Genomic DNA, 21,878 nt, shown 5'->3' with positions numbered 1-21,878 from the left:
AACTCCGTTCCAATATTCGTTTGATGGTTAAACTATTTCTCAGCGCTTGGCTATGTCGCCTCGGACCGCAGTCAGAGACAGGCCTCACGGATACGTTAACGAAACGTTGGTTGAGAGTTGCCGCATCGTTTTTATGTACAGCCAATTCCGGGGAACCTTACGGACACCAGAAGCGGCGGACCTTATCATGCGTCATGAAGACAAAGCTTGTGCTAGTGCGCAATTTGCCAACCCTTCAATCAGGATTGGTGCCAATCGGAATGTCTTCTTTGTTGTGCTTGTTTCGGCGGTTTCATTTCTTTTTGTGGTTATGATTTGGCCCGAAGCGGCTGCGGCTTTCAACCAAGAAGGTGGGTTGATTGAGACGATATCGGCCACTGCGTTACTGGTTTCCGGGCTGGTCGCGTTGACGCGTTTCCGAGGCATCTCGCGGCTGTATATCGGATTGGTCTGCCTGCTGTTGGCCGAGCGCGAATTGGAGGCAGAGGTGTACACAGAAGGCAGCGCGCCTTTCGTGGTGCTAAACTGGATTGATTTATTGCTTGATGTGACTGCAGTAAGGATCGCTTTGGCTGCGATCGTCATTGGTGGATTGCTCTGGCATGGGATACCGAACGGAATTAAGGCACTTAAGATCCGCGCGCCTTTTTTGATGATTTTTTTCCTGGCCGGAAGTGTTGCGGTGCTGGCTCAGCTTCTTGAGGAAATCAGCGGATTGTTCGACGAATACCTTTCGGTTGCGATGGCTACACGTTTGTTCGTGATGGAAGAAACGCTGGAGATGTACTTTTCGATTGGCATTTTGGCTGCTGTTCTGATCGGATGGCCAAAACCAAATTCCGAAGAGAAACAGAATGACCAGCAATACCGGCGACTCCCTCACGCGCGCTGAAATCCGACTGCCGACGCAGGAACTGCGCAACGATATCCCGTTTTATACCAAGGTACTGGGGATGCGGATGGATATGATCTATCCGGCAGATGACCCTCGGGTTGCCGTGTTCTCTGGTCACGGTCTGCGCTTGCGGGTCGAGAAAGATGCAGCTGAAGCGGCGGGAACGTTGCGCATTCTGACAAACGATCCAGATGGTTTTGCCGAGGGGCAGCGCAGCCTTGTCGCGCCGAACGGCACCCGGATCGAGATTGACGAGTTGAACCCGCCGCTTGTCATGCCGAACACGGTGCACTCATTTGTAGTCCGTAGGCTCAAGGATCAGGCGCCGTGGATCATAGGGCGGGCAGGGATGCACTATCGCGATCTCGTGCCGGACCGGCTGGGCGGATCGATTATCGCCAGCCATATACGTATCCCAGATGGCGGTCCTGTGCCTGATATGGTGCATTTCCACAAAGTCGGATTTCAGCTGATATTCTGCATCCACGGCTGGGTCGATGTGGTCTACGAGGATCAGGGCGACAAGATGCGCCTGACGGCAGGCGATTGCTTTATTCAGCCGCCTGAAATCCGCCACCGCGTGCTGGAAGCGTCAGACAACGTTCAGGTGATCGAGATTGGTGTCCCAGCCGAGCATGTCACGGAGATTGATCATGAGATGGAACTGCCCACCCCGCATTTCCGTCCGGATCGGGAATGGGATGGGCAGCGGTTCGTTTACAATCAGGCGAACGGGGCAGAATGGGTGCCATTCCGTTTGCCCGGTTACATCTGTCGTGACACGACGATTGCCGAGAATACCAAAGGCGTGGCGGGCGTTCAGGTCGTGCGCCGGGGCGAGGGTAACCCTCAATGGGCCAGCCACGACACCGACATACACTTTACCTTCGTGATAACCGGCGAGGTGACACTTGAGGGTGAAGGGCGCGAGCCCTATCAGTTGGAACAGGGCGATGCCTTCGTCATCCCGCCGGGAATGCGAACGCGGCTGTCGGAGCCCTCGCAGGATGTGGAACTGCTTGAGGTGACTTTGCCGGGGACCTTCAACACGACGTTGGGTTAGGGCCATGAAGAAGTGGATAATGGCGTCAAGGGGGCTTCAATTCCCCCGTCGCTTTCCAGTAGGGTATGATATTCTGACCAGATGATCAAAAATTGGGATTCGCCATGTCTTTGAAAGATGCAGCTTTGGCCGTTCGGGAAAATGCCCACGCGCCTTATTCGAATTTCAAGGTCGGGGCGGCGATCCGGTCCAGTTCAGGTGTGATCTATTTTGGCTGCAATGTCGAAAATATTGCTTACCCCGAAGGTACGTGCGCCGAGGCCGGGGCAATCGCGGCAATGGTCGCCGCTGGTGAAAAAGAACTGACCGAGGTCTACGTGGTCGCCAGCAGCCCGCAGCCGGTGCCCCCATGTGGTGGATGCCGTCAGAAACTGGCCGAATTCGGCAATGGGGATGTGGTCGTTACGATGGCGACGGTTGATGGTCTGGAAACCAAAACCACGATTGCCGATCTATTGCCCGGTGCGTTCGACGCGTCGCATATGGAGGATGTCTGACTTCATGGAAGCGCGCTCGATCATCGCCAAACTTCGCCGTCAGGAAGTACCAACTGGCGACGAACTAATGTGGTTCGCGCAAGGCCTGGCCGATGGTGGCGTCAGTGACGCGCAGGCCGGGGCCTTTGCGATGGCTGTCTGTATGGGCGGTCTGGGGGCCAATGGGCGGGCTGATCTGACTGTTGCCATGCGCGACAGCGGCGAGGTGCTGACGTGGGATTTGGACGGGCCGGTGGTCGATAAACATTCGACCGGTGGCATTGGCGATTGCGTCAGCCTGCTGCTTGCCCCGGCTTTGGCGGAATGCGGGGCGTATGTGCCGATGATCTCGGGGCGTGGTCTGGGCCATACCGGGGGCACTCTGGACAAGCTCGAGGCCATACCGGGAGTCACCACTCAGATCGGTCAGGCGCGACTGACGCAAGTGCTGAAAGACACAGGGGCAGCCATCGTGGGGGCAACGGGCCAGATCGCCCCTGCGGACAAGCGGCTGTATGCGGTGCGCGATGTGACGGCGACGGTGGAGAGCCTTGACCTGATTACGGCATCAATACTGTCCAAGAAGCTGGCGGCGAGCCCGGATGCGTTGGTTCTGGACGTTAAGGTGGGCAGCGGCGCGTTCATGAAGACGCTGGATGAGGCACGCAATTTGGCACAGGCCTTGACCGAAACGGCTAATGCCGCTGGTTGCCGTACATCCGCAGTGATCACCGACATGAGTCAGCCCCTTGCGTCCGCGCTGGGCAATGCGCTGGAAGTGGCCGAGGTGATGAAAGCTTTGACCAGCGGGCAGGGATCGCCTTTGGCGGAAATCTCGGCCGAGTTGGGGGGCGTTCTCATGGCGGATGCCGGTATGTGCGCTACGGCAGAGGAAGGAAACGCCAGTATAGCCCAAGTGATCCGCGATGGTCGTGCAGCCGAACGGTTCGGACGCATGATGGCTGCCGTGGGTGGACCGGTGCATTTCGTTGACACATGGGATCGGTTTTTGCCGGAGGCCAATGTGATCCGGGAAGTTCACGCTCCGCATGGCGGATATGTCTCGTCCATTGATGGCGAGGCGCTGGGCCTCGCAGTCGTGGCCCTAGGCGGTGGGCGCCAGATCGAGAGCGATGAGATTGATCCGGCAGTTGGCCTGTCGGGCATTCTGAGGGTCGGGGATAAGGTGACCAAAGGCGCTCCGTTGGCGGTTGTTCATGCGGGGCGCGAAGATGCAGCGCAACGGGCTGCCGCGGTGGTGCTAGATGCCATCACGCTGAGTGACGAACCGGTAGCACAACCGCCGCAAATCCATGAAAGGATCTGCGCATGAGCCGCGCTTTCCTTGTGGTGATGGACTCGGTGGGTATCGGCGGCGCGCCGGATGCCGATCAGTTTTACAACGGCACCAAACCCGATACAGGCGCGAATACATTGGCCCACATAGCACAAGCTTGTGCCGAGGGGCGTGCGGAAGAAGGGCGGAGAGGACCGTTGCAACTGCCCAACCTGGATGCCATGGGGCTTGGGGCGGCGACCCGTCTGGCCTCGGGCGCACCGACGCCGGGCCTTGAGGCCGCGCCGACGGGCTTGTGGGGTTGCGCACGTGAATATTCTCCGGGAAAGGATACGCCCTCAGGGCATTGGGAACTGGCGGGTTTACCTGTGCCATGGGACTGGCGTTATTTCCCGGATCGCCAGCCAGCGTTTCCCGAAACGCTAAGCAAGGCTGCCGCCGAGGCAGCGGGGACCGACGGAATATTAGGCGACTGCCATGCCTCGGGGACGACGATTATCTCGGAACTGGGGGCCGAGCATATACGTACCGGCTGGCCGATCTGCTACACGTCTGCCGATAGCGTATTCCAGATTGCCGCGCATGAAGACAGCTTTGGGCTCGACCGACTGCTGGATATGTGCCGCTCACTGGCGCCTCGATTGCACGAGTTGAAAGTGGGCCGCGTTATCGCCCGACCGTTTGTCGGAACGCCCGAAAAGGGGTTCACCCGGACAACCAACCGCAAGGATTTTGCCATCGTTCCGCCAGAACCCGTTCTGACGAATTGGGCACAGGATGCCGGTCGCCGTGTGCATGCGGTGGGCAAGATTGGCGATATATTTTCAATGCAGGGGATCGACACGCTGCGAAAGGGTTCGGACGAAGAGTTGATGCGTCACCTTTCGGACCTCGTTGATGAGGCGGAAGAGGGCAGCCTGACCTTTGCAAACTTTGTCGAGTTCGACAGTCTGTATGGCCATCGGCGCGATATCAGCGGCTATGCCCGTGCGCTGGAATGGTTCGATCGTGAAATTGGCGCGATCCTACAAAAACTGCGCCCCGGTGATCTGTTGCTATTGACCGCAGACCACGGCAACGACCCCAGTTGGAGCGGCACTGACCACACCCGCGAACAAGTGCCTGTGCTGATCGCCGGACAGGGGGCGGGTGAGATTGGTGCAGTGAACTTTGCCGATATCGCCGCCAGTATCGCGCACCACCTGAACATACCGGCGCAAGGGCCGGGAAGGACTTTTCTATGACAGTCGCTGACCTGCCTAAGATCGAATTACATTTGCACCATGAAGGCGCCGCTCCGCCTAGCTTCATACGCCAACTGGCCCATGAGAAACGAGTGGACCTGAGCGGGATATTCAAACCCGACGGCTCTTATGATTTCCGCGACTTTGCCCATTTCCTTAGCGTTTATGAGGCTGCGTGCGAGGTGCTGAAAACGCCTGAAGATTTCCGCCGCCTGACACTGGCCATTCTGGAAGAGAGCGCCGCGAATGGTGTGGTGTATTCCGAAACGTTCCTTAGCCCGGATTTCTGCGGCGGTGGCGATTTGCATGCATGGAAGGATTACCTGACTGCGATTCAGGACGCCGCAGACGAGGCCGAGCGCAAATTCGGGATCACCCTGCGTGGTGTCATCACTTGCGTGCGCCATTTTGGACCCGAGCAAGCCAAGGCCAGCGCCCATTGTGCGGCTGAAACTGCAGGTGACTGGATTACCGGATTTGGTATGGGCGGCAACGAATCCGTCGGAATGCAGGGCGATTTCAAATGGGCCTTTGATTGCGCGCGCGAGGCTGGGTTGCGATTGACGACCCATGCCGGTGAATTTGGCGGTCCAGAGAGTGTTCGGGATGCCGTCCGTGATCTGGGGGTCGAGCGCGTAGGCCATGGCGTCCGCGCCATCGAAGACCCGGATCTTGTGTACGAGTTAGTTGACCGGGGCATAACGCTTGAGGTCTGCCCGGGTTCAAACGTGGTACTGGGCCTGTTTCCTGATTTTGCCGCCCATCCCATCGCGAAATTGCGTGATGCAGGCGTCAACGTCACGGTATCCACTGACGATCCGCCGTTTTTTCATACCACGATGCGGCGCGAATATGAGATGCTGAATGCAGCGTTCGGCTGGCAAGCCGAAGATTTTGCTGCCCTGAATGAAACAGCCCTGAACGCGGCCTTTTGCGATGAAGAGACCCGCGCGCGGGTCAAGAAAAGACTGGAGACATCATGAGCGATCACCTGACCGTCGTCGACCACCCATTGGTGCAGCACAAATTGACGCTCATGCGGGACAAAGGCACCTCAACCGCTGTGTTCCGGCAGTTGCTGCGCGAGATCACGCTTTTGCTGGCTTATGAGGTCACCCGCGAGATGCCGCTGACCACCCGCCATATCGAAACCCCGATGGAAGAAATGGACGCTCCCATTCTGGCGGGCAAAAAATTGGCGCTGGTATCGATCCTGCGGGCTGGAAACGGGATGTTGGACGGCGTGCTGGAGCTGATCCCCTCTGCCCGAGTGGGGTTCGTGGGGCTTTATCGGGATGAAGAGACGCTGAAGCCGGTCCAATACTATTTCAAAGCTCCCGAGGGTTTGACGGACCGTTTGGTCATTGCTGTTGATCCGATGCTGGCAACCGGCAACAGCTCGGCTGCGGCCATTGATTTGCTGAAAGAGCAGGGGGCGAAAGATATCCGCTTTCTGTGCCTGTTGGCTGCCCCCGAGGGCGTCGCGCGCATGAAAGAGGCGCACCCAGATGTCAAAATCGTCACGGCCGCGCTGGATCGTGAGCTGAACTCAAAGGGTTACATTATGCCTGGACTAGGTGACGCTGGCGACCGGATGTTCGGGACCAAATAGGTGCTATTGCCCGCAGATATTCTGTAGCCGGACCCAATCGCGGTCGGGCAGTACCTGTTCCAAAGTATGACCCGCCATCGGATCGGCTTCTATCAATCCAAGAACGGACTCGCCTGTGATATCAAGCGCATAGGCGTATGGGGTCGAGGGCAGGGCGGTCTGTGCAAAAACCGCGAGCAGCACGTCATCGCTTAGCTGCGGCTGTGGACCGGATAGAACCTGCTCAGTGTAGGTGTCCACGATCTCTGGCGTCAATTCGCCGGTGGTCAGCAACCGAAATGCGGCACTCGGGCCTGTACGGTCCAACAGATCGTCCAGCGGTTCCTGCTGAGTTGCCCGCGCGCGCGCGGCTATGATGTATCCGGCGGCAACGGCTGGGTCTTCGTGATCTTCGACCAGTGCCCGGTTTAGCAGTACGGTTCCACCCGGCAGGCTCAGGCTGTCAGGCAGACCTGCTGGTAGGATCACAATTTGGCGGACACCGGTGCGGCGCGCCAGCTGATCCAGCGACGCTTGCGCATCAGGCGAAGAGCAAGCCTTGCCTGATACCCTTTCGATCCGCTGCAGGATTGCATCGCCGATTTCTTGTTGCTTGACCTCTGGCACTACCGAAACAACATGGCGCTGCAATGCACTGGGTAGCCAGAACAAAAGCACCGCCAAAACCGCCAGCACAACCCCTGCAACGCTGAGCCAACGCAGCCGTCCGGGATGTGGTCTGGCACGGTCGATGGCGCGCTGCAGCCGGTCAATTGCTTCGATCATTGTGGTTTCAGATTCTGCAAGCTCCAGTGTTTCGCCGGGATCGCCGTCGGGATTGAATATCGCGGGATAGGTTCCGGGGTTTTGTCGCTCTAGCGCCGCCAGCGACCAATGGGTCAGCGCGCTGTCATTGAAGTCAGAAATCGTCAGAGTGGCTTCACCAATCGATACGACTACTTCGCGCCGTTGCTCATCGGGCGAGGGACGCCACAGACCGGTGGCTTCGATCCGCTGGTACTGTTTGAGTGCGGTCATCGGGTAATGCTGCTCGAATATTATTTTGCGCCAAGCTTAGCATGGCGAAAACCAGCGGCGCAAACCTGTTGCTCAGTGTTTGTGAAATGTGCTGAGTGTGCCGGGTAAGTTTCGAACAGAACGGGCTGATTAAGGGCAGAGGCGCGGATGCAGTCACAACAACAAACCCATTCAATCATGGCGTCGTTGCTGATGGTTGCGGCCATGTCCATTATCGGCGTGATCGACAATTTCGTGATCCGCGTGGCCGAGAGCGTGGGGCTTTGGCAGTTTCACCTAAGTCGCGCCTTACTGATGCTGCCGCTGATCGCGGTGTTGTCGATATTGGGTTTGGGCACCTTGAGGCCCCGGCGGATTGGTGTCGTCGCGGTGCGCAGCGTGTTGATCACGCTGGCGATGCTCTTCTATTTCAGCGCGCTGGCATTGATGCCCATCGCTCAGGCGCTTGCCGGGTTATTCACATCGCCGATATTCGTGCTGTTGATTTCGGCCCTTTTGTTGAAACAGCGCATAGGTCCCTGGCGGATCGTGGCTGTTTTATTGGGGTTTTCGGGAATTCTGTGCGTATTGCAACCGGACCCGACATCGTTTGATGTAAAGACGCTGCTGCCAGTCGCTGGTGGCTTCTTTTACGCACTCAGCGCTGTTGTAACGCGCACCCACTGTTCCGATGAAAGCACTGTTGCGCTGCTGGCGGCGATGGTAGTCACACTGGGGCTTGCGGGGGCGATCGGACTGATCTGGCTTGCCCTGTTTCCGGTTGGCGTGCCAGTCGGGCCGGATGGCTTCGCGATGCGCGGTTGGGTTTGGCCGATGCAAGACGCGTTGCCTTGGGTTGTGGTTCAGGCCGTGGGCTCAACAATTGCCGTTTTTATGCTGATCAAAGCCTATCAACTGGGTGAGCCATCATATGTCGCAGTCTTTGAATACTCGGTCATGATATTTGGCCCGCTCTTTGCCTGGGTGGCGTTTGGGCAGTCCGTCGGGCAGATGCAAATCATCGGCATTGGCATGATCGCCTCTGCCGGAGTGCTGCTTGGGTGGCGGGAGCGGCGGTTATCCTCGCTACAGCATGCGGCGCAGTAAGAACGGAATAGAATCGGCTTGTATCCGTCATAGTATCGTTTCGAGATGCATATCAAAGCCCGTTCGGAATACTGATTTGTTTATTCAAAACCAGTAAATTGCGGCGAAACTGACCTAATTTGGCCTCAAATGTGGCAAAACTAAGCCCAATTGAGGCACAACTCTAAGACCTTCTGAGTTGTTTGAAGGTGCCAACAGGGGGACGGCACGTGTTAGAGTTAGTGAGTGTTTCGGGGTATTCGAAACGTGAAGTTAAAGGCCGACAGGCCTTTGTGGGACAGGCCGCATCAGCGCGTCGTGGGGGATTGCTGCACGGAACCAAAGTGTCCACAACAGGGGGCTGGAAACGGGTCGAAAGACTAGTTGCAGGCGATCTGGTGCGGACACGGGACCATGGGTTCAAAGAACTGAGGCGCGTTTGCGTCGACCGGATCGTGGTGCCGGGAGACGAACGCAGGCCCGAGCATCTGCCGATCCTTGTGCCATCCCGAGCAGCTTATAATGGGCGCCCAGTCTGGCTGATGCCGGAACAGGGTATGGCATTGGATCAAGGCAAGCTTGGTGTTGGAATCGAGGGGGTCTCGATCATTCCAGCTCGAACGCTCAGCGGGGTGGGGCGTATTGAGTCCAGCACGCCTGCGCAGTCCTTCGATGTCACGTCATTATTCTTTGACGAGGATGAGCTGGTTTTTATCGAGGGCGGATTTCAGGCTTATTGCCCGTCCGGACGCATGAATACCGGGTCAAGTCGAAACCCTGAGGCCTATGAAGTCGCGGATGCTGAACACGCCGATCTTCTGATCGAGGCCGTGACCGGCAAAGGGAACCTTTCGGCTTTGACCAACCCGTTGGCCGCGTTACCTGCACCCATTCCGCAAGAACCGATTTTCCCGATTCGGCCTGCGTTGGGCGTACGTCGACCCGGGCGACCGGGGCGGCCCAATATGCCTGCGCTGTTCTTGCGGCCTGAATGGCAGCTGCAATAGTACGTGTATAAGAATAAAGCAGGCGCATGGGTTCATGCGCCTGCTTTGTCTGTTCAGGCGGCCTGTGCTTCGGGGTTGAAGCGGCCATAGAAGCTCTGACCTTTTTCCGCCATCTCACGCAGCAGCGGCGGGCAGGTAAAGCGCTCACCATAGGCTTCGGTAAGTTGATCGCAGCGTTCGGCGGCGTAGGGCGTACCAATGATGTCCAACCAGCTGAGCGGGCCACCGGACCACGGCGCAAAGCCCCAGCCAAGTATCGCACCCACGTCGCCCTCGCGGATATCTTCCAGAACACCTTCTTCCAGCGCACGGACGGCTTCCAGAACCTGCGCGAACATCAGACGTTCCTGCACTTCGATCAGGTCGGGCTGGTTTGCGGCATGTGGGTATTTGTCCTGCAGGCCCTTCCAATACTCGACGCGTTTGCCCTTGTCGTCATAGTCGAAGAATCCTGCATTGGCCTTGCGACCCAGACGACCTTGTTCTTCCATCCAAAAGATCAGATCATCGCCCGGATTTTCCGGGTAAGCGTTGCCCATAGCTGCCTTAGTAGCGCGGGCGATCTTGGCCCCCAGGTCAATCGAGGTTTCGTCGTTCAGCTGAATGGGTCCTACGGGGAAGCCCAACTGACGCGCCGCATTGTCGATCAGAACAGGGCTGACGCCTTCGGTGATCATCCGCAGACCTTCGTTGATGTAAGGAATAATGCAGCGGTTGGCGTAGAAGAAGCGCGCGTCATTGACCACGATCGGTGTCTTGCGGATTTGGCGCACATAGTCCAGCGCCTTGGCGACAGCACGATCACCGGTTTCCTTGCCTTTGATGATTTCGACCAGGAACATCTTCTCGACCGGTGAGAAGAAGTGGATGCCAATGAATTGCTCGGGCCGTACGCTTGCCCTGGCCAGATCTGTGATCGGTAGGGTCGAGGTGTTCGACGCAAAGATGCAATCCTCGGGAATGATCGCCTCGACCTTCTTGGTCATTTCAGCCTTGACGCCGGGGTCTTCGAACACCGCTTCGATGATCAGGTCGCAGCCTTTCAGGTGCTCCAGATCGGGCGTGGCGGTGATACGGGCCAACAGGGCTTCTTTCTTCTCAGCCGTCGCTTTGCCGCGTTTGATCCCCTTATCCATATAGTTTGCGCTATATGCCTTGCCCTTGTCGGCGGCCTCCTGATCGCGGTCGATCAACACAACCTCCATCCCGGCCTGTGCCGAGACTAACGCGATACCGGCACCCATCATACCTGCACCCAGAACGCCGACTTTCTTGACCCGCTGATCGGGTACATCCTTGGGTCGCACTGCGCCTTTCTCCAGCGCCTCCTTGTTCAGAAACAGCGACCGGATCATCGCCGACGAGGACGGGTTCATGAGCACATTGGTGAACCAGCGCGCCTCAATCTTCAAGGCGGTGTCGAAGTCAACCAGCGCGCCTTCATAGATCGAACTCAGTAGAGCCTTGGCTGCCGGGAAGGCACCTTGGGTCTTGCCGTTCACCATGGCGCTTGCGCCCACGAAGGTCATGAAACCGGCGGGGTGGTAGGGAGCGCCGCCGGGCATCTTGTAGCCCTTGGCATCCCACGGCTTTACCAGATCGGCTTCCTTGGCGTTCAGTACCCATTCCTTGGCTGCCGCAACCGGATCATCCGCCACCGCGTCGATCAATTGCGCGCCTTTGGCCTTCTTCGGGTCCATCATCTTGCCTTCAAGCAGCACCGGAGCTGCAGCCATCGCGCCGACCATACGGCTGTAACGCATGGTGCCGCCGCCGCCGGGGAAGATCCCCAGAAGAATCTCGGGCAGGCCGATCTTGGCCTTGGCGTTCGAGGTCATCACGCGGTGATGACAGGCCAGTGCGATCTCGGTACCAATCCCGGCACAGGTACCGTTGATGGCACAGGCGACCGGCTTGCCGCCTTTTTTGGACTTGGGGTCCATGCCTGCCAGTTCCAGCCGACGCAGGATGTTGTGGCCACTCATGACGAAATCGAACAGTGCCTGCGCGGGTTCGTCGCCGGCCTCCTGTCGGATCGTGGCGAGCGTGCTCAAGTCCATGCCGCCTGCAAACGACCCTTCTTTGCCACTGGTGATAACGATGCCCTTGATCTCATCATCCGCCAGCGCCTGATCGATCAGATCACCGACCAGAGTGAAGGCCTCGCGCGACAGGACGTTCATGGATTTGCCGGGAACGTCCCAGGTGATGAAGGCGACGCCATCGGCGTCTTTGCTGAGGGTGAAATCAGTCATTGTCATCTCCAATCTGGTCAGCCGTCAGCGGGCTGCCATCCTTGCGAGTGAAAGAGAATCCGTTCTCATCATCTTTCACCATCATGTCTATATCGCTGTAATAGCCGGTCTCGGTCGGGGTCCGGGTGCCCACCACCAGAAAGGTTGCGGGCGTGTCGGTTTTGTTCACAAGGTGATGGCCATTGGCCTCACCTGCAGGCCAAGCGGCGCAGTCACCGGGCAGCATCTCATGCTCGCCATCATCATCGATCAGCATGCATTTGCCGCTGAGCATGATGGCAAACTCGTCCTGCTCCATGTGGTAATGGCGCAGCGAGGATAGCCCCGAGGGCTCCAAACGTACGATGTTGACCCCGTATTGGGTCAGCCCGCCTGCATCTCCGACGCGCTGGACAAAACGACCCGCGGTGGCCTCGGCTAACTTGCCGGGATAAGATGAACCGCCTTTGAACGGTATCTGAGAAAGATCCAGTTTGGGCATCAGACGCGCTCGATAATTGTTGCCGCACCCATACCGGATGCGATGCAGAGTGTGGCCAGACCGGTTTCCTTGTCCTGACGCTCCAGCTCGTCCAGCAGCGTGCCGATAATCATCGCGCCGGTTGCACCCAGCGGGTGACCCATCGCGATCGAGCCGCCGTTGACGTTAACCAGCGCCGGATCAACATCAAACGCCTGCTGGAACCGAAGCACGACCGAGGCGAAGGCTTCGTTGACTTCGAAAAGGTCCAGATCACCGATTTTCATTCCGTTGTCGGCCAGAATTTTCTCAGTCACCGGAACCGGACCGGTCAGCATTATGGTCGGATCAGTGCCGATCTTGGCAGTTGCCTTGATGCGCGCGCGCGGCTTAAGGCCATATTTCTCGCCGAACTCCTTATTGCCGATCAGCACAGCGGCCGCACCGTCCACGATGCCCGAGCTGTTGCCCGCGTGGTGTATGTGGTTGATCCGCTCAAGATGCGGGTATTTGATCATCGCCACCTTGTCGAAGCCCGGCATCTGCTCACCCATCATTGCGAAAGACGGGTTCAGCGCGCCAAGCGACTGCATGTCTGTGCCGGGACGCATGTACTCGTCGCGGTCCAGAATGGTCAGACCGTTCTGATCTTTGATGGTGATCACCGACTTTTCAAACCGATTGTCTTCCCAAGCCGCTGCTGCGCGTTTTTGGGATTCAACGGCCAGAGCATCGGCATCATCGCGGCTGAACCCATATTCAGTTGCGATTATGTCAGCCGAGATACCTTGCGGCACAAAATAGGTTTCCATCGCCAACGACGGGTCAACGGCAATCGCCGCACCATCGCTGCCCATGGCCACCCGGCCCATCATCTCGACACCGCCTGCAATATAGGCTTCACCCGCGCCGCCTTTGACCTGGTTTGCCGCCAAGTTCACAGCTTCCATGCCCGAGGCGCAGAAACGGTTGATCGCCAGACCGGGGATCGATTCATCTAGATCCGAAGCCAGAACTGCCGAGCGCGCCAGACAGCCGCCTTGCTCCATCACCTGCGTGACGTTGCCCCAGATCACGTCTTCAACGGCGTGACCTTCCAGATTATTGCGCTCTTTCATTGCGTTCAGGGTCAGGGCGGACAGGCGCACCGAGGTTACCTCGTGCAGGCTGCCATCCTTGCGGCCCTTGCCGCGCGGAGTGCGCAGGGCGTCATAGATATAGGCTTCGGTCATGGGGTCTTCTCCTTAAGCTCGATCCGACGGGTTGCCGGGCATCAGGTCGTAGGGGTGTTTCCAACCGGGCTGTTCGCTAAGGCGCGTCAGCCAGGCATCGATGTTGGGCCAGTCGGCGCGATCAAAGCCAAATGGTTCGGGATAATAGAGGTAGCCGCAGCAGCTGATATCAGCATTGGTCACGCCGTCACCAACGATCCAGTCGCGGCCTTCAAGATGGGCGTTCAGTGTCTGATAAGCAGCCTTAAGGCGACCCTGATTGAACGCGATCACATCCGGGTTGCGGTGCTTTTCGGGCAGGAAGTTGATCAGGAAACGGGTCAGCCCGGCCATTGAGCTAAGCTTGTGATTGTCCCACAGAACCCATCGGAAAATCTCGTAGTTCTCATCACGATCCTTGCCGCCGAATTTGCCCGACTTCTCGGTGACATAGGCCTGGATTGCCCCAGACTGACTGGTGCGAAAATCGCCATCGACCAGTACGGGTGCTTCGCCCATTTCGTTCACTTCGGCCCGGAATTCAGGGGTGCGCGTTGCGCCGTTGAAAAAGTCGACAAAGACCGCCTCCCACTCCAGACCTGACATCTCAAGCGCCAGAGCGGCTTTGTAGCTGTTTCCGCTTTCACCGAAGCAATGCAGTTTGATGGTCATTTGGGCGCCCCTCCCAAGGCGTATTGCGCGTTCAGCGCTTTCTTGCGTCCAGCTCGGAGTTGAAGATGCGCAATCTGTGCGTCAGGTTCTCGTGATCAATCACGCTATTGAAATTCTCGAACAGGAACGACAAAGCCTCACCTTCGTCCAATCCCGCCTCTCGCGCGAATCCGCGGAGTTTGCGATAGCCATCCTCGGTCATGGCGACGGGAAAGCGGCGGGTCAGGCGAAAGCGTTTTGGCATCTTGTCTCCTCCAAGGGTGGGTTCGGGCTACGACGCCCGAGCCCACACTGAGATCAGAAGTTCGCTGCGTCCAGCGCCATTACCGTGTCCGCTCCGGTTTGGATGCGCGCCAAATGCATGGCTGTCGCGGGCAGGCGACGGGCCATGTAGAAGCGACCGGTATTGATCTTGGTCTCGTAGAACTCTTTGTCCGAGGCGCCACCATCCAGCGCTTCGCGAGCGGCTTTCGCCATCTGAGCCCACATCAGGCCCAGGCAAACATGACCAAACATGTGCATGAAGTCATACGAACCGGACAGCGCGTTGTTAGGGTTCTTCATGCCTTCCTGCATGAAATACATGCCAGCGGCCTGCAGGTCCTTGGACGCGGCCTTCAGCGGTTCGATGAACGCTTTGTCATAAGCTTCATCCTTGCCGGCATTTTCCTTGCAGAAGGTTTTAACCATCTCAAAGAACGCCATGACATGCTTGCCGCCATCCTGCGCCAGCTTCCGGCCAACAAGATCCAACGCCTGAACGCCGTTTGCCCCTTCGTAGATCATCGCGATACGGGCGTCGCGGGTGTATTGCGACATGCCCCATTCTTCGATGTAGCCATGACCGCCATAGACCTGCTGCGCCTGAACGGTCATGTCGTAGCCTTCATCCGTCAGGAAGCCCTTGATGACCGGCGTCAGCAGCGAGATCAGCCCGTCCGCATCCTTGTCACCCGAGCGGTGCGCCTTGTCGATCATGGTCGCGCCCCACAGGATGAACGCACGTGCTCCCTCGGTGAAGCTTTTCTGATCCATCAGGTTGCGGCGGATGTCCGGGTGCACGATCAGCGGATCGGCCGGGCCATCCGGGTTCTTCACACCTGTTACGTCGCGGCCCTGCAGGCGGTCTTTGGCGTATTCGACGGCGTTTTGATACGCTGCCTCGGCCTGGGACAGGCCTTGCATGCCCACACCCAGACGCGCTTCGTTCATCATCGTGAACATAGCGCGCATGCCTTTGTGCTCGTCGCCCAGCAGCCAGCCGGTGGCCTCGTCATAGTTCATGACGCAGGTCGAATTGCCGTGGATGCCCATCTTTTCCTCGATCTTGCCGACCGAAACACCATTCCGCTCGCCCGGAGTACCGTCTTCGTTCACGATAAACTTCGGGACAATAAACAGCGACACACCTTTGATGCCCTCGGGTCCGCCTGGAATTTTGGCCAGCACCAGGTGAATGATGTTGTCGGCCATGTCGTGATCGCCCGCAGAGATAAAGATTTTCTGACCGGAAATCTTGTAGCTGCCATCGTCCTGCGGCTCGGCTTTGGTACGCATAAGCCCCAGATCGGTGCCGCAATGCGGTTCGGTCAGGTTCATGGTGCCGGTCCATTCGCAGCTGACCATATTGGGCAGGTACGTGTTCTTCTGCTCGTCGGTTCCGTGCGCCAGAATGGCTGAGGCTGCGCCGTGGGTCAGGCCCTGATACATCACAAACGCCTGGTTCGCGCCCGAGAACATTTCGCCTACCGCAGTACCCATCACATAAGGCATGTTCTGGCCGCCATACTCTTCCGGCATGTCGAGGCCAGTCCAGCCGCCTTCTTTCATCTGCTCGAAGGCATCTTTGAAACCTGTTGGGGTGTACACAATCCCGTTTTCCAACCGGCACCCTTCGATGTCCCCAACCACGTTCAGCGGGTGCAACACATTGGTGGCAACTTTGCCCGCTTCTTCCAGAACCGCGCCGGTAAACTCGGCCTCCAGTTCATCATAGCCGGGGATATCCGACTGCGAGACTTTCAGAACATCGTGCAGGATGAACTGCGTATCTTTGGTTGGCGCGTTATAGACGGGCATGTGAAGCTCCCTTAATTCATATGTCCGAAAGGCCGGGCTTATTCGGCGGCCTTCTTTTCCTGTTTCATCGAGGCGATAACCTTTTCGCCCCAGCGCAACTGCTCTTTTAGTTCGTCAATGGCCTGCGTCAGCTCTTCGCGGCGCGATTCCATGTCAGCAAGGCGCTCGCACGCGATTTCATAAGTGCGGGACATCTGGGTCAGCTGCTGGTCACCCACGTGGTACAGGTCCAGAAGCTGGCGGATCTCTTCGAGGCTGAAGCCAAAGCGCTTGCCGCGCAGGATCAGTTTCAGGCGTGCACGATCCCGTTTGGTGAACAAGCGCTTTTGGCCCTCGCGGATCGGAAACAAAAGCTCTTTGGCCTCGTAGAACCGCAATGTGCGGGGCGTGACATCATAGGTCTCGCACATTTCGCGGATGGTCAGCAGATCTTCGGTCATGGTTCAAACTCTCATCACTGGCGTCATGCAATCTGAGTTGCGCAGTCGATGAGCGTTTTACAACACACAAGTGACGTTTACGTAATGCGGACGCTGCGTCACAAAATAGTTGACGTAACATCCAGTCGCGTAAGCAGGGGTTTCGGCAATTTTCTTGCCGTAGGGGAAGGGGCTATTTCAGCAGGCCGACGGTCTGATCGCGCAATTGCTGAAGCGCATCCATTGCTTCATCCAACTGCGCGCGCTGCTGGCGCAGCTCTTCCATTTGACGATCGGCCATCTCGATAAAGGTCGCCATCTGCGCCTGATTGCCCTGATCTTCGTAGATCAGCAGCCACTGACGAATCTCTTCCAAAGGAAATCCAAACTTTCGACCACGCATGATCAGTTTCATCCGGGCGCATTCACGAGGCCCGTAAAACCGCGACCTGCCTTCACGGTCAGGCTGCAGCAATTCGATGTATTCGTAATAGCGCAGGGTGCGTGGGGTCACGTCGAACTCGGCGCACATTTCTTTGAATGACAAACGGGTGTCGGACATTCCGGGTCTCCTTGGCAGCAACCTAGGGCGTCGTTGCGGCAAGCGCAACAGGTGGGCTTGCCCTTGGTGTAAACGCAGGCCCATAAAGGGGCAGGTACAAGGACAGGACCCAACCCCATGGTCGATAAGACAGTTTTAGCGCGGCAATTCATCGAGGCGATTCCGCACGCCAAGGCCTTGGGGCTTGATCTGACCCACATCGGAGAGGGCGAGGCTGAAATCTCGATGCCCTATAACGAGCAACTGATCGGCGACCCTCGGACTGGCGTGATCCATGGCGGGGCTGTGTCGGCCATGCTGGATACCTGTTGCGGTGCCGCAGTGATGAGCCACCCCTCAGCCCCGGGAGGAACCGCCACCATCGATCTGCGTATTGATTACATGCGGGCCGCAACGCCGGGTCAAAGTATCCGGACCCGCGCGACCTGCTATCACATCACGCGCAACGTGGCTTTTGTGCGGGCGACGGCGACGGATGATGACAGCGACCGTCCCGTTGCCACCGCTTCAGGTGCCTTCACCGTGGAGGGTCGCTGAAATGGCAAGACCTCGCCCCGAACCCATGCAGGTGGTCAAGCAACGGCGTGATGCCGCTCTGACCGCGCTGGTCGAAGGTGTGCCGTATGTACAGTTCCTCAATATAACATTCGACCGGCGGGGGGACGAACTGACAGGCGTTCTGAATTTCGATGAGAAGTTGATCGGTAATCCTTTTCTGCCCGCTATCCACGGTGGGGTGACAGCGGCGTTTCTGGAAGTCACTGCCGTAATCACGCTGAGTTGGGAACATATGTTTCCCAGGATTGAAAGCGGTGAGATCGATGCGGAAGACATCTTGACTGACGTGAATATCCGCTTTCCCAAAACCATCGACTTCACGGTCGACTACCTGCGGTCGGGCCTGCCGCGAGACGCCTATGCGCGCGCTTTCATCAACCGCTCGGGTCGACGTTATGCCTCTGTCCGGGTCGAAGCCTGGCAAGACAATCACACCAAACTCTTTGCGCAAGGTACGGGGCACTTCCTGATGCCGCAATCTCCGACATCGAAAGACTAAGGATGGAGGACGCCTCAGCGCCCATTACCCATCGGCGCGTTTTGAAAATCGCGTTGCCGATCGTGCTGTCGAACGCGACCGTACCGATCCTCGGGGCAGTGGATACCGGCGTTGTCGGTCAGATGGGGCAGGCCGCCCCCATCGGGGCTGTGGGCATGGGTGCGGTGATCCTGTCTGCGATCTACTGGATTTTCGGCTTTCTGCGGATGGGCACCACCGGGCTGGCGGCACAGGCGCGCGGTGCAGGTGACACTGCAGAAACCGGAGCGTTGCTCATGCGAGGCTTGCTGCTGGGCGGAACAGCAGGATTGGTCTTCATTGCCGCGCAGGTTTGGGTATTCCTTGGAGCTTTTGCACTGTCGCCCGCCAGCGCCGAAGTCGAGTCTCTGACGCGCGCCTATCTGGAGATTCGCATCTGGGGCGCTCCAGCCACGATTGCCCTTTATGCGGTGACAGGCTGGCTGATCGCAGTCGAACGCACGCGAGGTGTATTCATCCTGCAGATATGGATGAATGGGCTGAATATAGCGCTGGATCTATGGTTTGTGCTTGGCCTGGGCTGGGGTGTCGAGGGCGTTGCCATCGCGACACTGATTGCCGAGTGGACGGGTCTTGCCCTGGGTTTGTGGCTTTGTGGTGATGCGTTTGGCGGCAAGCAATGGCGGGATTGGCCGCGTATTTTTGATGCCGCACGGCTGCGCCGGATGATGCAGGTGAATGGCGATATCATGGTGCGCTCGGTTCTGTTGACCGGAGCATTCACCACGTTTTTGTTTGTCGGTTCCGATCTGGGCGACGTGAATTTGGCGGCCAATCAGGTGTTATTGCAGTTTCTCGAAATCACCGCGTTCGCTTTGGACGGCTTTGCTTTCTCGGCAGAAGCTCTTGTTGGAGGAGCCGTCGGTGCTCGCGACCGCCGGAAGGTCCGGCGCGCGTCGGTCATGGCTTCGCAATGGGGCGTTGGCGGGGCCATCGGGCTTGGGCTGGTGTTTTACCTGGCAGGGCCCGCGCTGATCGATCTGATGTCGACATCGCCTGAAGTTCGTATGACGGCACGCGAGTATCTGCTCTGGGCTGCTCTGGCACCGATCATCGGAGTGGCAAGCTGGATGTTCGACGGTATCTATATCGGCGCCACCTGGACCCGCGATATGCGCAACGCGATGATCCAGTCAGTCGCGCTGTACGTGGTTGCGTTGTTCGTGCTGGTGCCAACGATGGGCAATCATGGGCTTTGGGCCGCGCTGATGGTGTTGAACATCGCACGGGGCCTTACGCTTGGTTGGCGCTATCCACGACTTGAGGCACAGATCGCCTAAAGCAAGTCCAGCAGGTTCTCGGGCGGGCGTCCGATAGCGGCTTTGTCGCCCGCGATGGCCAGCGGACGTTCGATCAGGATCGGGTGTTCGGCCATGGCCTGAACAAGCTCCTCATCGGGCGAGGTCTTGGCCAGACCAAGCTCTTTGAACGTTTTCTCTCCGGTGCGCATCATGCTGATCGCCGGGATATTCAGCTTGGCCAGAACCGTCCGGATTTCATCGGCCGAGGGCGCGTCTTCGAGGTATTTGCGCACCTCAGGATCTGCGCCGTTTTCCTGCAGCAACGCCAACCCCGCGCGGGATTTGGAACAGCGCGGATTGTGCCAATATTCGATCATAGCCAGTCCTCTCGTTTGCTGCCCACCGCTTGCGCGACCGAATCGAAGCCGTCGCGCTCCAGCAGCGTGTCCAACCCCTGTGCAATGTCAGCGGCCAGGGAAATCCCGCCATAGACCATCGCCGTGTAGAACTGCACTGCGGACGCTCCGGCACAGATCTTGGCATAGGCCTGTTCTGCCGTGCTGATGCCGCCAACCCCGATCAGCGGGATATCTGCGCCGGTCAACTGACTAAGCTGCGCCAGCACCCGCGTCGATTTCTCGAATAACGGCGCGCCGGACAGGCCTCCGGCCTGATCCTTGTGCGCACTGCGCAGGCCATCGCGAGACAGTGTGGTGTTGGTGGCGATCACCGCGTCCACACCGGTTTCACGGGCGACATCGGCGATGTCCTGCAATTCGGCCTCGGTCAGGTCCGGGGCAATTTTCAGGAAGATCGGGATTGGGCGGGGCAGGGCGTTTCGGGTTTCGATCACACCGCTCAGCAACGCAGTTAGCGCCGCTTTGCCCTGCAGATCCCGCAGCTTTTCGGTATTGGGCGAGGATACGTTGACGGTGGCAAAGTCCAAGTGCGCAGCGCAATGGGCAAGCACTTTTGCGAAGTCTCCGGGCCGATCATCACTGTCTTTGTTGGCCCCAAGGTTCAAACCGATCACCGCGTCCTTTGGACGCTGCGCCAGACGCGCGGCCATGACCTCCATTCCCTCGTTGTTGAAGCCAAAGCGGTTGATGGCGGCGCGATCTTCGGTCAGGCGGAACAAGCGCGGTTTAGGATTGCCGGGTTGCGGACGGGGTGTCACCGCCCCGACTTCGATAAACCCGAACCCGGCGCGTGAAAGCGGCAACAGTGCTTCGCCATTTTTGTCAAACCCTGCGGCCAGTCCGACGGGGTTGGGCAAATCCAGACCCGCGACTCGGGTCTTCAGTCGGTCCGATGTGACCGGCCCAGGCGTCGGTGCAAGCCCCGAGGTCAGGGCCTTGATCGAAAGCCCATGCGCGGTTTCCGGGTCAAGACGGTGCAGCGCAGCGAGCCCAAGTTTTTCGGTCAGTTTCATCCGAAGGAATCTCCACCCTCTGTCGGCGCGCAGCGGATCAGGCGCGAGGTTTCAACGGCGGCCTGCCGGTGTATCACCGCGGCGCGATAGGCAGGGTCGGTCACCATCTCAAGAAATGCGTGGGCGGTGGGGTAGCGGGCGATGAACACAGCATCCCAAGCCTCATTTTGTGGACCGATCAGCATAGTCTGAAATGCGCCGCGCCAAAGGATCGACGCTCCTATGCGGGCGACGATAGGCGCGGTTTCAGACCCGTATTTGCCATAGGCCTGTGCGCCGGTCAGATGTGCGCCGGCCAGTGCGTGATCGGACGGATACTGAGCTGTTTCGCGAAACTTCACCAGATTGAGCATCTCGATAGGATGGTCTCGATCGAGGGCCTTAAACGCCTCGAACTGTTCGCGTTCGGGATCGATGAAGCGTGTCATTCCATCCCCTCCGGGAACCGGTGGGTTTGACCATCAAAGGGCAGATCGCGCGACCAGACCACATCCGACATTCGAATCTGGCGGTAGAGATGGGGGAACAATGCGCCGCCACGGGAAACCTCCCATTTCAGATCGTCACCCATCGCCTGGCTGTTACAGGCCAAGAGGGTCAGGCCCTCGACCCCGGCAAAATGCTTGGCAGCGGTTTCAGCGGCCTGTTCTGCGGTTGAGAAATGAACGAACCCGTCCGAGATATCAATCGGCGCTCCATCCGAGGCCCCTTGCGCCTGCAGGATCGCCCATTCGTCGGCGCGGAAAATCTTGTAAATCAGCATGAAGCCCTGATG

Annotated in this window: 25 protein-coding genes; 12 read left to right on the top strand and 13 right to left on the bottom strand. The window is 58.2% G+C overall.

Translation table 11 applies throughout. The features are described from left to right. Window positions 1-52 precede the first annotated feature (52 nt). The 7 genes from ACR0NM_RS11165 (at window position 53) to upp (ending at window position 6,587) form a co-directional block, all read left to right on the top strand. A complete protein-coding gene (locus ACR0NM_RS11165) occupies window positions 53-892 on the top strand; it encodes a hypothetical protein (RefSeq protein ID WP_480614713.1) in 840 nt (279 codons plus the stop codon). After that, on the top strand, window positions 855-1,958 hold the full coding sequence (locus ACR0NM_RS11160) for a cupin domain-containing protein (protein WP_480614710.1): 1,104 nt from the start codon (window positions 855-857) through the stop codon (window positions 1,956-1,958). Before ACR0NM_RS11165 ends, ACR0NM_RS11160 begins: the two co-directional genes overlap by 38 nt. 104 nt (window positions 1,959-2,062) lie before the next feature. Continuing rightward, window positions 2,063-2,455: a cytidine deaminase gene (locus ACR0NM_RS11155; protein ID WP_170391936.1), complete on the top strand. Its 393-nt coding sequence runs from the start codon at window positions 2,063-2,065 to the stop codon at window positions 2,453-2,455. Between the two features lie 4 nt (window positions 2,456-2,459). Then, the gene (locus ACR0NM_RS11150) at window positions 2,460-3,767 is read left to right on the top strand and encodes a thymidine phosphorylase (protein ID WP_480615121.1); all 1,308 of its coding nucleotides are present in this window, start codon (window positions 2,460-2,462) and stop codon (window positions 3,765-3,767) included. Continuing rightward, window positions 3,764-4,975, top strand: a complete 1,212-nt coding sequence (locus tag ACR0NM_RS11145; protein WP_480614707.1) for a phosphopentomutase — start codon at window positions 3,764-3,766, stop codon at window positions 4,973-4,975. The genes ACR0NM_RS11150 and ACR0NM_RS11145 overlap by 4 nt, the downstream gene beginning before the upstream one ends. After that, window positions 4,972-5,958 (top strand): adenosine deaminase, encoded by a 987-nt coding sequence (locus ACR0NM_RS11140; protein ID WP_480567173.1) that lies wholly within the window; start codon window positions 4,972-4,974, stop codon window positions 5,956-5,958. The genes ACR0NM_RS11145 and ACR0NM_RS11140 overlap by 4 nt, the downstream gene beginning before the upstream one ends. After that, window positions 5,955-6,587, top strand: coding sequence for a uracil phosphoribosyltransferase (upp, locus tag ACR0NM_RS11135; protein WP_170391930.1), 633 nt, complete (start codon window positions 5,955-5,957; stop codon window positions 6,585-6,587). The genes ACR0NM_RS11140 and upp overlap by 4 nt, the downstream gene beginning before the upstream one ends. 3 nt (window positions 6,588-6,590) lie before the next feature. On the opposite strand, the gene ACR0NM_RS11130 is transcribed toward upp, so the two are convergent. Continuing rightward, window positions 6,591-7,604 (bottom strand): hypothetical protein, encoded by a 1,014-nt coding sequence (locus tag ACR0NM_RS11130; protein ID WP_480614704.1) that lies wholly within the window; start codon window positions 7,602-7,604, stop codon window positions 6,591-6,593. A gap of 147 nt (window positions 7,605-7,751) precedes the next feature. On the opposite strand from ACR0NM_RS11130, the gene ACR0NM_RS11125 reads away from it, so the two are divergent. Beyond that, entirely contained in the window at window positions 7,752-8,690 is a 939-nt protein-coding gene (locus ACR0NM_RS11125; protein WP_170625316.1) for a DMT family transporter, read from the top strand. A gap of 209 nt (window positions 8,691-8,899) precedes the next feature. Further along, a complete protein-coding gene (locus ACR0NM_RS11120; protein ID WP_255611709.1) occupies window positions 8,900-9,676 on the top strand; it encodes a Hint domain-containing protein in 777 nt (258 codons plus the stop codon). Between the two features lie 53 nt (window positions 9,677-9,729). Here the strand turns inward: ACR0NM_RS11120 and ACR0NM_RS11115 are convergent, their stop codons facing one another. From ACR0NM_RS11115 to ACR0NM_RS11080, 8 genes are all read right to left on the bottom strand, one after another. After that, window positions 9,730-11,931 (bottom strand): 3-hydroxyacyl-CoA dehydrogenase NAD-binding domain-containing protein, encoded by a 2,202-nt coding sequence (locus tag ACR0NM_RS11115; protein ID WP_480614701.1) that lies wholly within the window; start codon window positions 11,929-11,931, stop codon window positions 9,730-9,732. Further along, window positions 11,924-12,412: a cupin domain-containing protein gene (locus ACR0NM_RS11110; protein ID WP_170420894.1), complete on the bottom strand. Its 489-nt coding sequence runs from the start codon at window positions 12,410-12,412 to the stop codon at window positions 11,924-11,926. The genes ACR0NM_RS11115 and ACR0NM_RS11110 overlap by 8 nt, the downstream gene beginning before the upstream one ends. After that, a complete protein-coding gene (locus tag ACR0NM_RS11105; protein WP_170420896.1) occupies window positions 12,412-13,623 on the bottom strand; it encodes an acetyl-CoA C-acetyltransferase in 1,212 nt (403 codons plus the stop codon). The genes ACR0NM_RS11110 and ACR0NM_RS11105 overlap by 1 nt, the downstream gene beginning before the upstream one ends. A 12-nt stretch (window positions 13,624-13,635) precedes the next feature. Further along, a complete protein-coding gene (locus ACR0NM_RS11100) occupies window positions 13,636-14,274 on the bottom strand; it encodes a glutathione S-transferase (RefSeq protein ID WP_170420898.1) in 639 nt (212 codons plus the stop codon). A 31-nt stretch (window positions 14,275-14,305) separates the two neighbouring features. After that, window positions 14,306-14,518, bottom strand: coding sequence for a hypothetical protein (locus tag ACR0NM_RS11095; RefSeq protein ID WP_170391916.1), 213 nt, complete (start codon window positions 14,516-14,518; stop codon window positions 14,306-14,308). Between the two features lie 53 nt (window positions 14,519-14,571). After that, a complete protein-coding gene (locus ACR0NM_RS11090; RefSeq protein WP_170512231.1) occupies window positions 14,572-16,353 on the bottom strand; it encodes an acyl-CoA dehydrogenase C-terminal domain-containing protein in 1,782 nt (593 codons plus the stop codon). A gap of 38 nt (window positions 16,354-16,391) precedes the next feature. Beyond that, window positions 16,392-16,793 (bottom strand): MerR family transcriptional regulator, encoded by a 402-nt coding sequence (locus tag ACR0NM_RS11085; protein WP_039536426.1) that lies wholly within the window; start codon window positions 16,791-16,793, stop codon window positions 16,392-16,394. Window positions 16,794-16,965: 172 nt separating this feature from the next. Beyond that, a complete protein-coding gene (locus tag ACR0NM_RS11080; RefSeq protein ID WP_170391912.1) occupies window positions 16,966-17,334 on the bottom strand; it encodes a MerR family transcriptional regulator in 369 nt (122 codons plus the stop codon). A gap of 117 nt (window positions 17,335-17,451) precedes the next feature. On the opposite strand from ACR0NM_RS11080, the gene ACR0NM_RS11075 reads away from it, so the two are divergent. The 3 genes from ACR0NM_RS11075 to ACR0NM_RS11065 are packed head-to-tail and all read left to right on the top strand — an operon-like array spanning window position 17,452 to window position 19,710. Continuing rightward, the gene (locus ACR0NM_RS11075; protein ID WP_010438901.1) at window positions 17,452-17,871 is read left to right on the top strand and encodes a PaaI family thioesterase; all 420 of its coding nucleotides are present in this window, start codon (window positions 17,452-17,454) and stop codon (window positions 17,869-17,871) included. A 1-nt stretch (window position 17,872) separates the two neighbouring features. Continuing rightward, window positions 17,873-18,391, top strand: a complete 519-nt coding sequence (locus ACR0NM_RS11070) for a PaaI family thioesterase (RefSeq protein WP_170625319.1) — start codon at window positions 17,873-17,875, stop codon at window positions 18,389-18,391. Between the two features lie 2 nt (window positions 18,392-18,393). After that, complete coding sequence (locus ACR0NM_RS11065) at window positions 18,394-19,710, top strand: MATE family efflux transporter (RefSeq protein ID WP_170391909.1); 1,317 nt, start codon at window positions 18,394-18,396, stop codon at window positions 19,708-19,710. On the opposite strand, the gene arsC is transcribed toward ACR0NM_RS11065, so the two are convergent. The 4 genes from arsC to ACR0NM_RS11045 are packed head-to-tail and all read right to left on the bottom strand — an operon-like array spanning window position 19,707 to window position 21,866. Beyond that, window positions 19,707-20,048 carry an arsenate reductase (glutaredoxin) gene (gene arsC / locus ACR0NM_RS11060; RefSeq protein ID WP_170420902.1) on the bottom strand — a complete coding sequence of 114 codons (342 nt, stop codon included), beginning with the start codon at window positions 20,046-20,048 and terminating at the stop codon, window positions 19,707-19,709. The two genes, ACR0NM_RS11065 and arsC, sit on opposite strands and share 4 nt — an antisense overlap. Beyond that, the gene (locus ACR0NM_RS11055) at window positions 20,045-21,103 is read right to left on the bottom strand and encodes a quinone-dependent dihydroorotate dehydrogenase (protein ID WP_170594833.1); all 1,059 of its coding nucleotides are present in this window, start codon (window positions 21,101-21,103) and stop codon (window positions 20,045-20,047) included. Before ACR0NM_RS11055 ends, arsC begins: the two co-directional genes overlap by 4 nt. Beyond that, complete coding sequence (locus ACR0NM_RS11050; protein WP_170420906.1) at window positions 21,100-21,531, bottom strand: DUF1330 domain-containing protein; 432 nt, start codon at window positions 21,529-21,531, stop codon at window positions 21,100-21,102. The genes ACR0NM_RS11055 and ACR0NM_RS11050 overlap by 4 nt, the downstream gene beginning before the upstream one ends. Next, a complete protein-coding gene (locus ACR0NM_RS11045) occupies window positions 21,528-21,866 on the bottom strand; it encodes a DUF952 domain-containing protein (RefSeq protein WP_480614698.1) in 339 nt (112 codons plus the stop codon). The genes ACR0NM_RS11050 and ACR0NM_RS11045 overlap by 4 nt, the downstream gene beginning before the upstream one ends. Window positions 21,867-21,878 lie beyond the last annotated feature (12 nt).

Source organism: Ruegeria sp. AF2, from assembly GCF_056542025.1.
Note: the sequence above shows the minus strand (reverse complement) of the source record. Positions and strands in the feature narration are given on the sequence as shown.

What these genes read in the sequence shown, in the direction of transcription:
- ACR0NM_RS11165 (WP_480614713.1), top strand. Translation starts at nt 53, where the DNA reads ATGTCGCCTCGGACCGCAGTCAGAGACAGGCCTCACGGATACGTTAAC.
- ACR0NM_RS11160 (WP_480614710.1), top strand. Translation starts at nt 855, where the DNA reads ATGACCAGCAATACCGGCGACTCCCTCACGCGCGCTGAAATCCGACTG.
- ACR0NM_RS11155 (WP_170391936.1), top strand. Translation starts at nt 2,063, where the DNA reads ATGTCTTTGAAAGATGCAGCTTTGGCCGTTCGGGAAAATGCCCACGCG.
- ACR0NM_RS11150 (WP_480615121.1), top strand. Translation starts at nt 2,460, where the DNA reads ATGGAAGCGCGCTCGATCATCGCCAAACTTCGCCGTCAGGAAGTACCA.
- ACR0NM_RS11145 (WP_480614707.1), top strand. Translation starts at nt 3,764, where the DNA reads ATGAGCCGCGCTTTCCTTGTGGTGATGGACTCGGTGGGTATCGGCGGC.
- ACR0NM_RS11140 (WP_480567173.1), top strand. Translation starts at nt 4,972, where the DNA reads ATGACAGTCGCTGACCTGCCTAAGATCGAATTACATTTGCACCATGAA.
- upp (WP_170391930.1), top strand. Translation starts at nt 5,955, where the DNA reads ATGAGCGATCACCTGACCGTCGTCGACCACCCATTGGTGCAGCACAAA.
- ACR0NM_RS11130 (WP_480614704.1), bottom strand. Translation starts at nt 7,604, where the DNA reads ATGACCGCACTCAAACAGTACCAGCGGATCGAAGCCACCGGTCTGTGG.
- ACR0NM_RS11125 (WP_170625316.1), top strand. Translation starts at nt 7,752, where the DNA reads ATGCAGTCACAACAACAAACCCATTCAATCATGGCGTCGTTGCTGATG.
- ACR0NM_RS11115 (WP_480614701.1), bottom strand. Translation starts at nt 11,931, where the DNA reads ATGACTGATTTCACCCTCAGCAAAGACGCCGATGGCGTCGCCTTCATC.
- ACR0NM_RS11110 (WP_170420894.1), bottom strand. Translation starts at nt 12,412, where the DNA reads ATGCCCAAACTGGATCTTTCTCAGATACCGTTCAAAGGCGGTTCATCT.
- ACR0NM_RS11105 (WP_170420896.1), bottom strand. Translation starts at nt 13,623, where the DNA reads ATGACCGAAGCCTATATCTATGACGCCCTGCGCACTCCGCGCGGCAAG.
- ACR0NM_RS11100 (WP_170420898.1), bottom strand. Translation starts at nt 14,274, where the DNA reads ATGACCATCAAACTGCATTGCTTCGGTGAAAGCGGAAACAGCTACAAA.
- ACR0NM_RS11095 (WP_170391916.1), bottom strand. Translation starts at nt 14,518, where the DNA reads ATGCCAAAACGCTTTCGCCTGACCCGCCGCTTTCCCGTCGCCATGACC.
- ACR0NM_RS11090 (WP_170512231.1), bottom strand. Translation starts at nt 16,353, where the DNA reads ATGCCCGTCTATAACGCGCCAACCAAAGATACGCAGTTCATCCTGCAC.
- ACR0NM_RS11085 (WP_039536426.1), bottom strand. Translation starts at nt 16,793, where the DNA reads ATGACCGAAGATCTGCTGACCATCCGCGAAATGTGCGAGACCTATGAT.
- ACR0NM_RS11080 (WP_170391912.1), bottom strand. Translation starts at nt 17,334, where the DNA reads ATGTCCGACACCCGTTTGTCATTCAAAGAAATGTGCGCCGAGTTCGAC.
- ACR0NM_RS11075 (WP_010438901.1), top strand. Translation starts at nt 17,452, where the DNA reads ATGGTCGATAAGACAGTTTTAGCGCGGCAATTCATCGAGGCGATTCCG.
- ACR0NM_RS11070 (WP_170625319.1), top strand. Translation starts at nt 17,873, where the DNA reads ATGGCAAGACCTCGCCCCGAACCCATGCAGGTGGTCAAGCAACGGCGT.
- ACR0NM_RS11065 (WP_170391909.1), top strand. Translation starts at nt 18,394, where the DNA reads ATGGAGGACGCCTCAGCGCCCATTACCCATCGGCGCGTTTTGAAAATC.
- arsC (WP_170420902.1), bottom strand. Translation starts at nt 20,048, where the DNA reads ATGATCGAATATTGGCACAATCCGCGCTGTTCCAAATCCCGCGCGGGG.
- ACR0NM_RS11055 (WP_170594833.1), bottom strand. Translation starts at nt 21,103, where the DNA reads ATGAAACTGACCGAAAAACTTGGGCTCGCTGCGCTGCACCGTCTTGAC.
- ACR0NM_RS11050 (WP_170420906.1), bottom strand. Translation starts at nt 21,531, where the DNA reads ATGACACGCTTCATCGATCCCGAACGCGAACAGTTCGAGGCGTTTAAG.
- ACR0NM_RS11045 (WP_480614698.1), bottom strand. Translation starts at nt 21,866, where the DNA reads ATGCTGATTTACAAGATTTTCCGCGCCGACGAATGGGCGATCCTGCAG.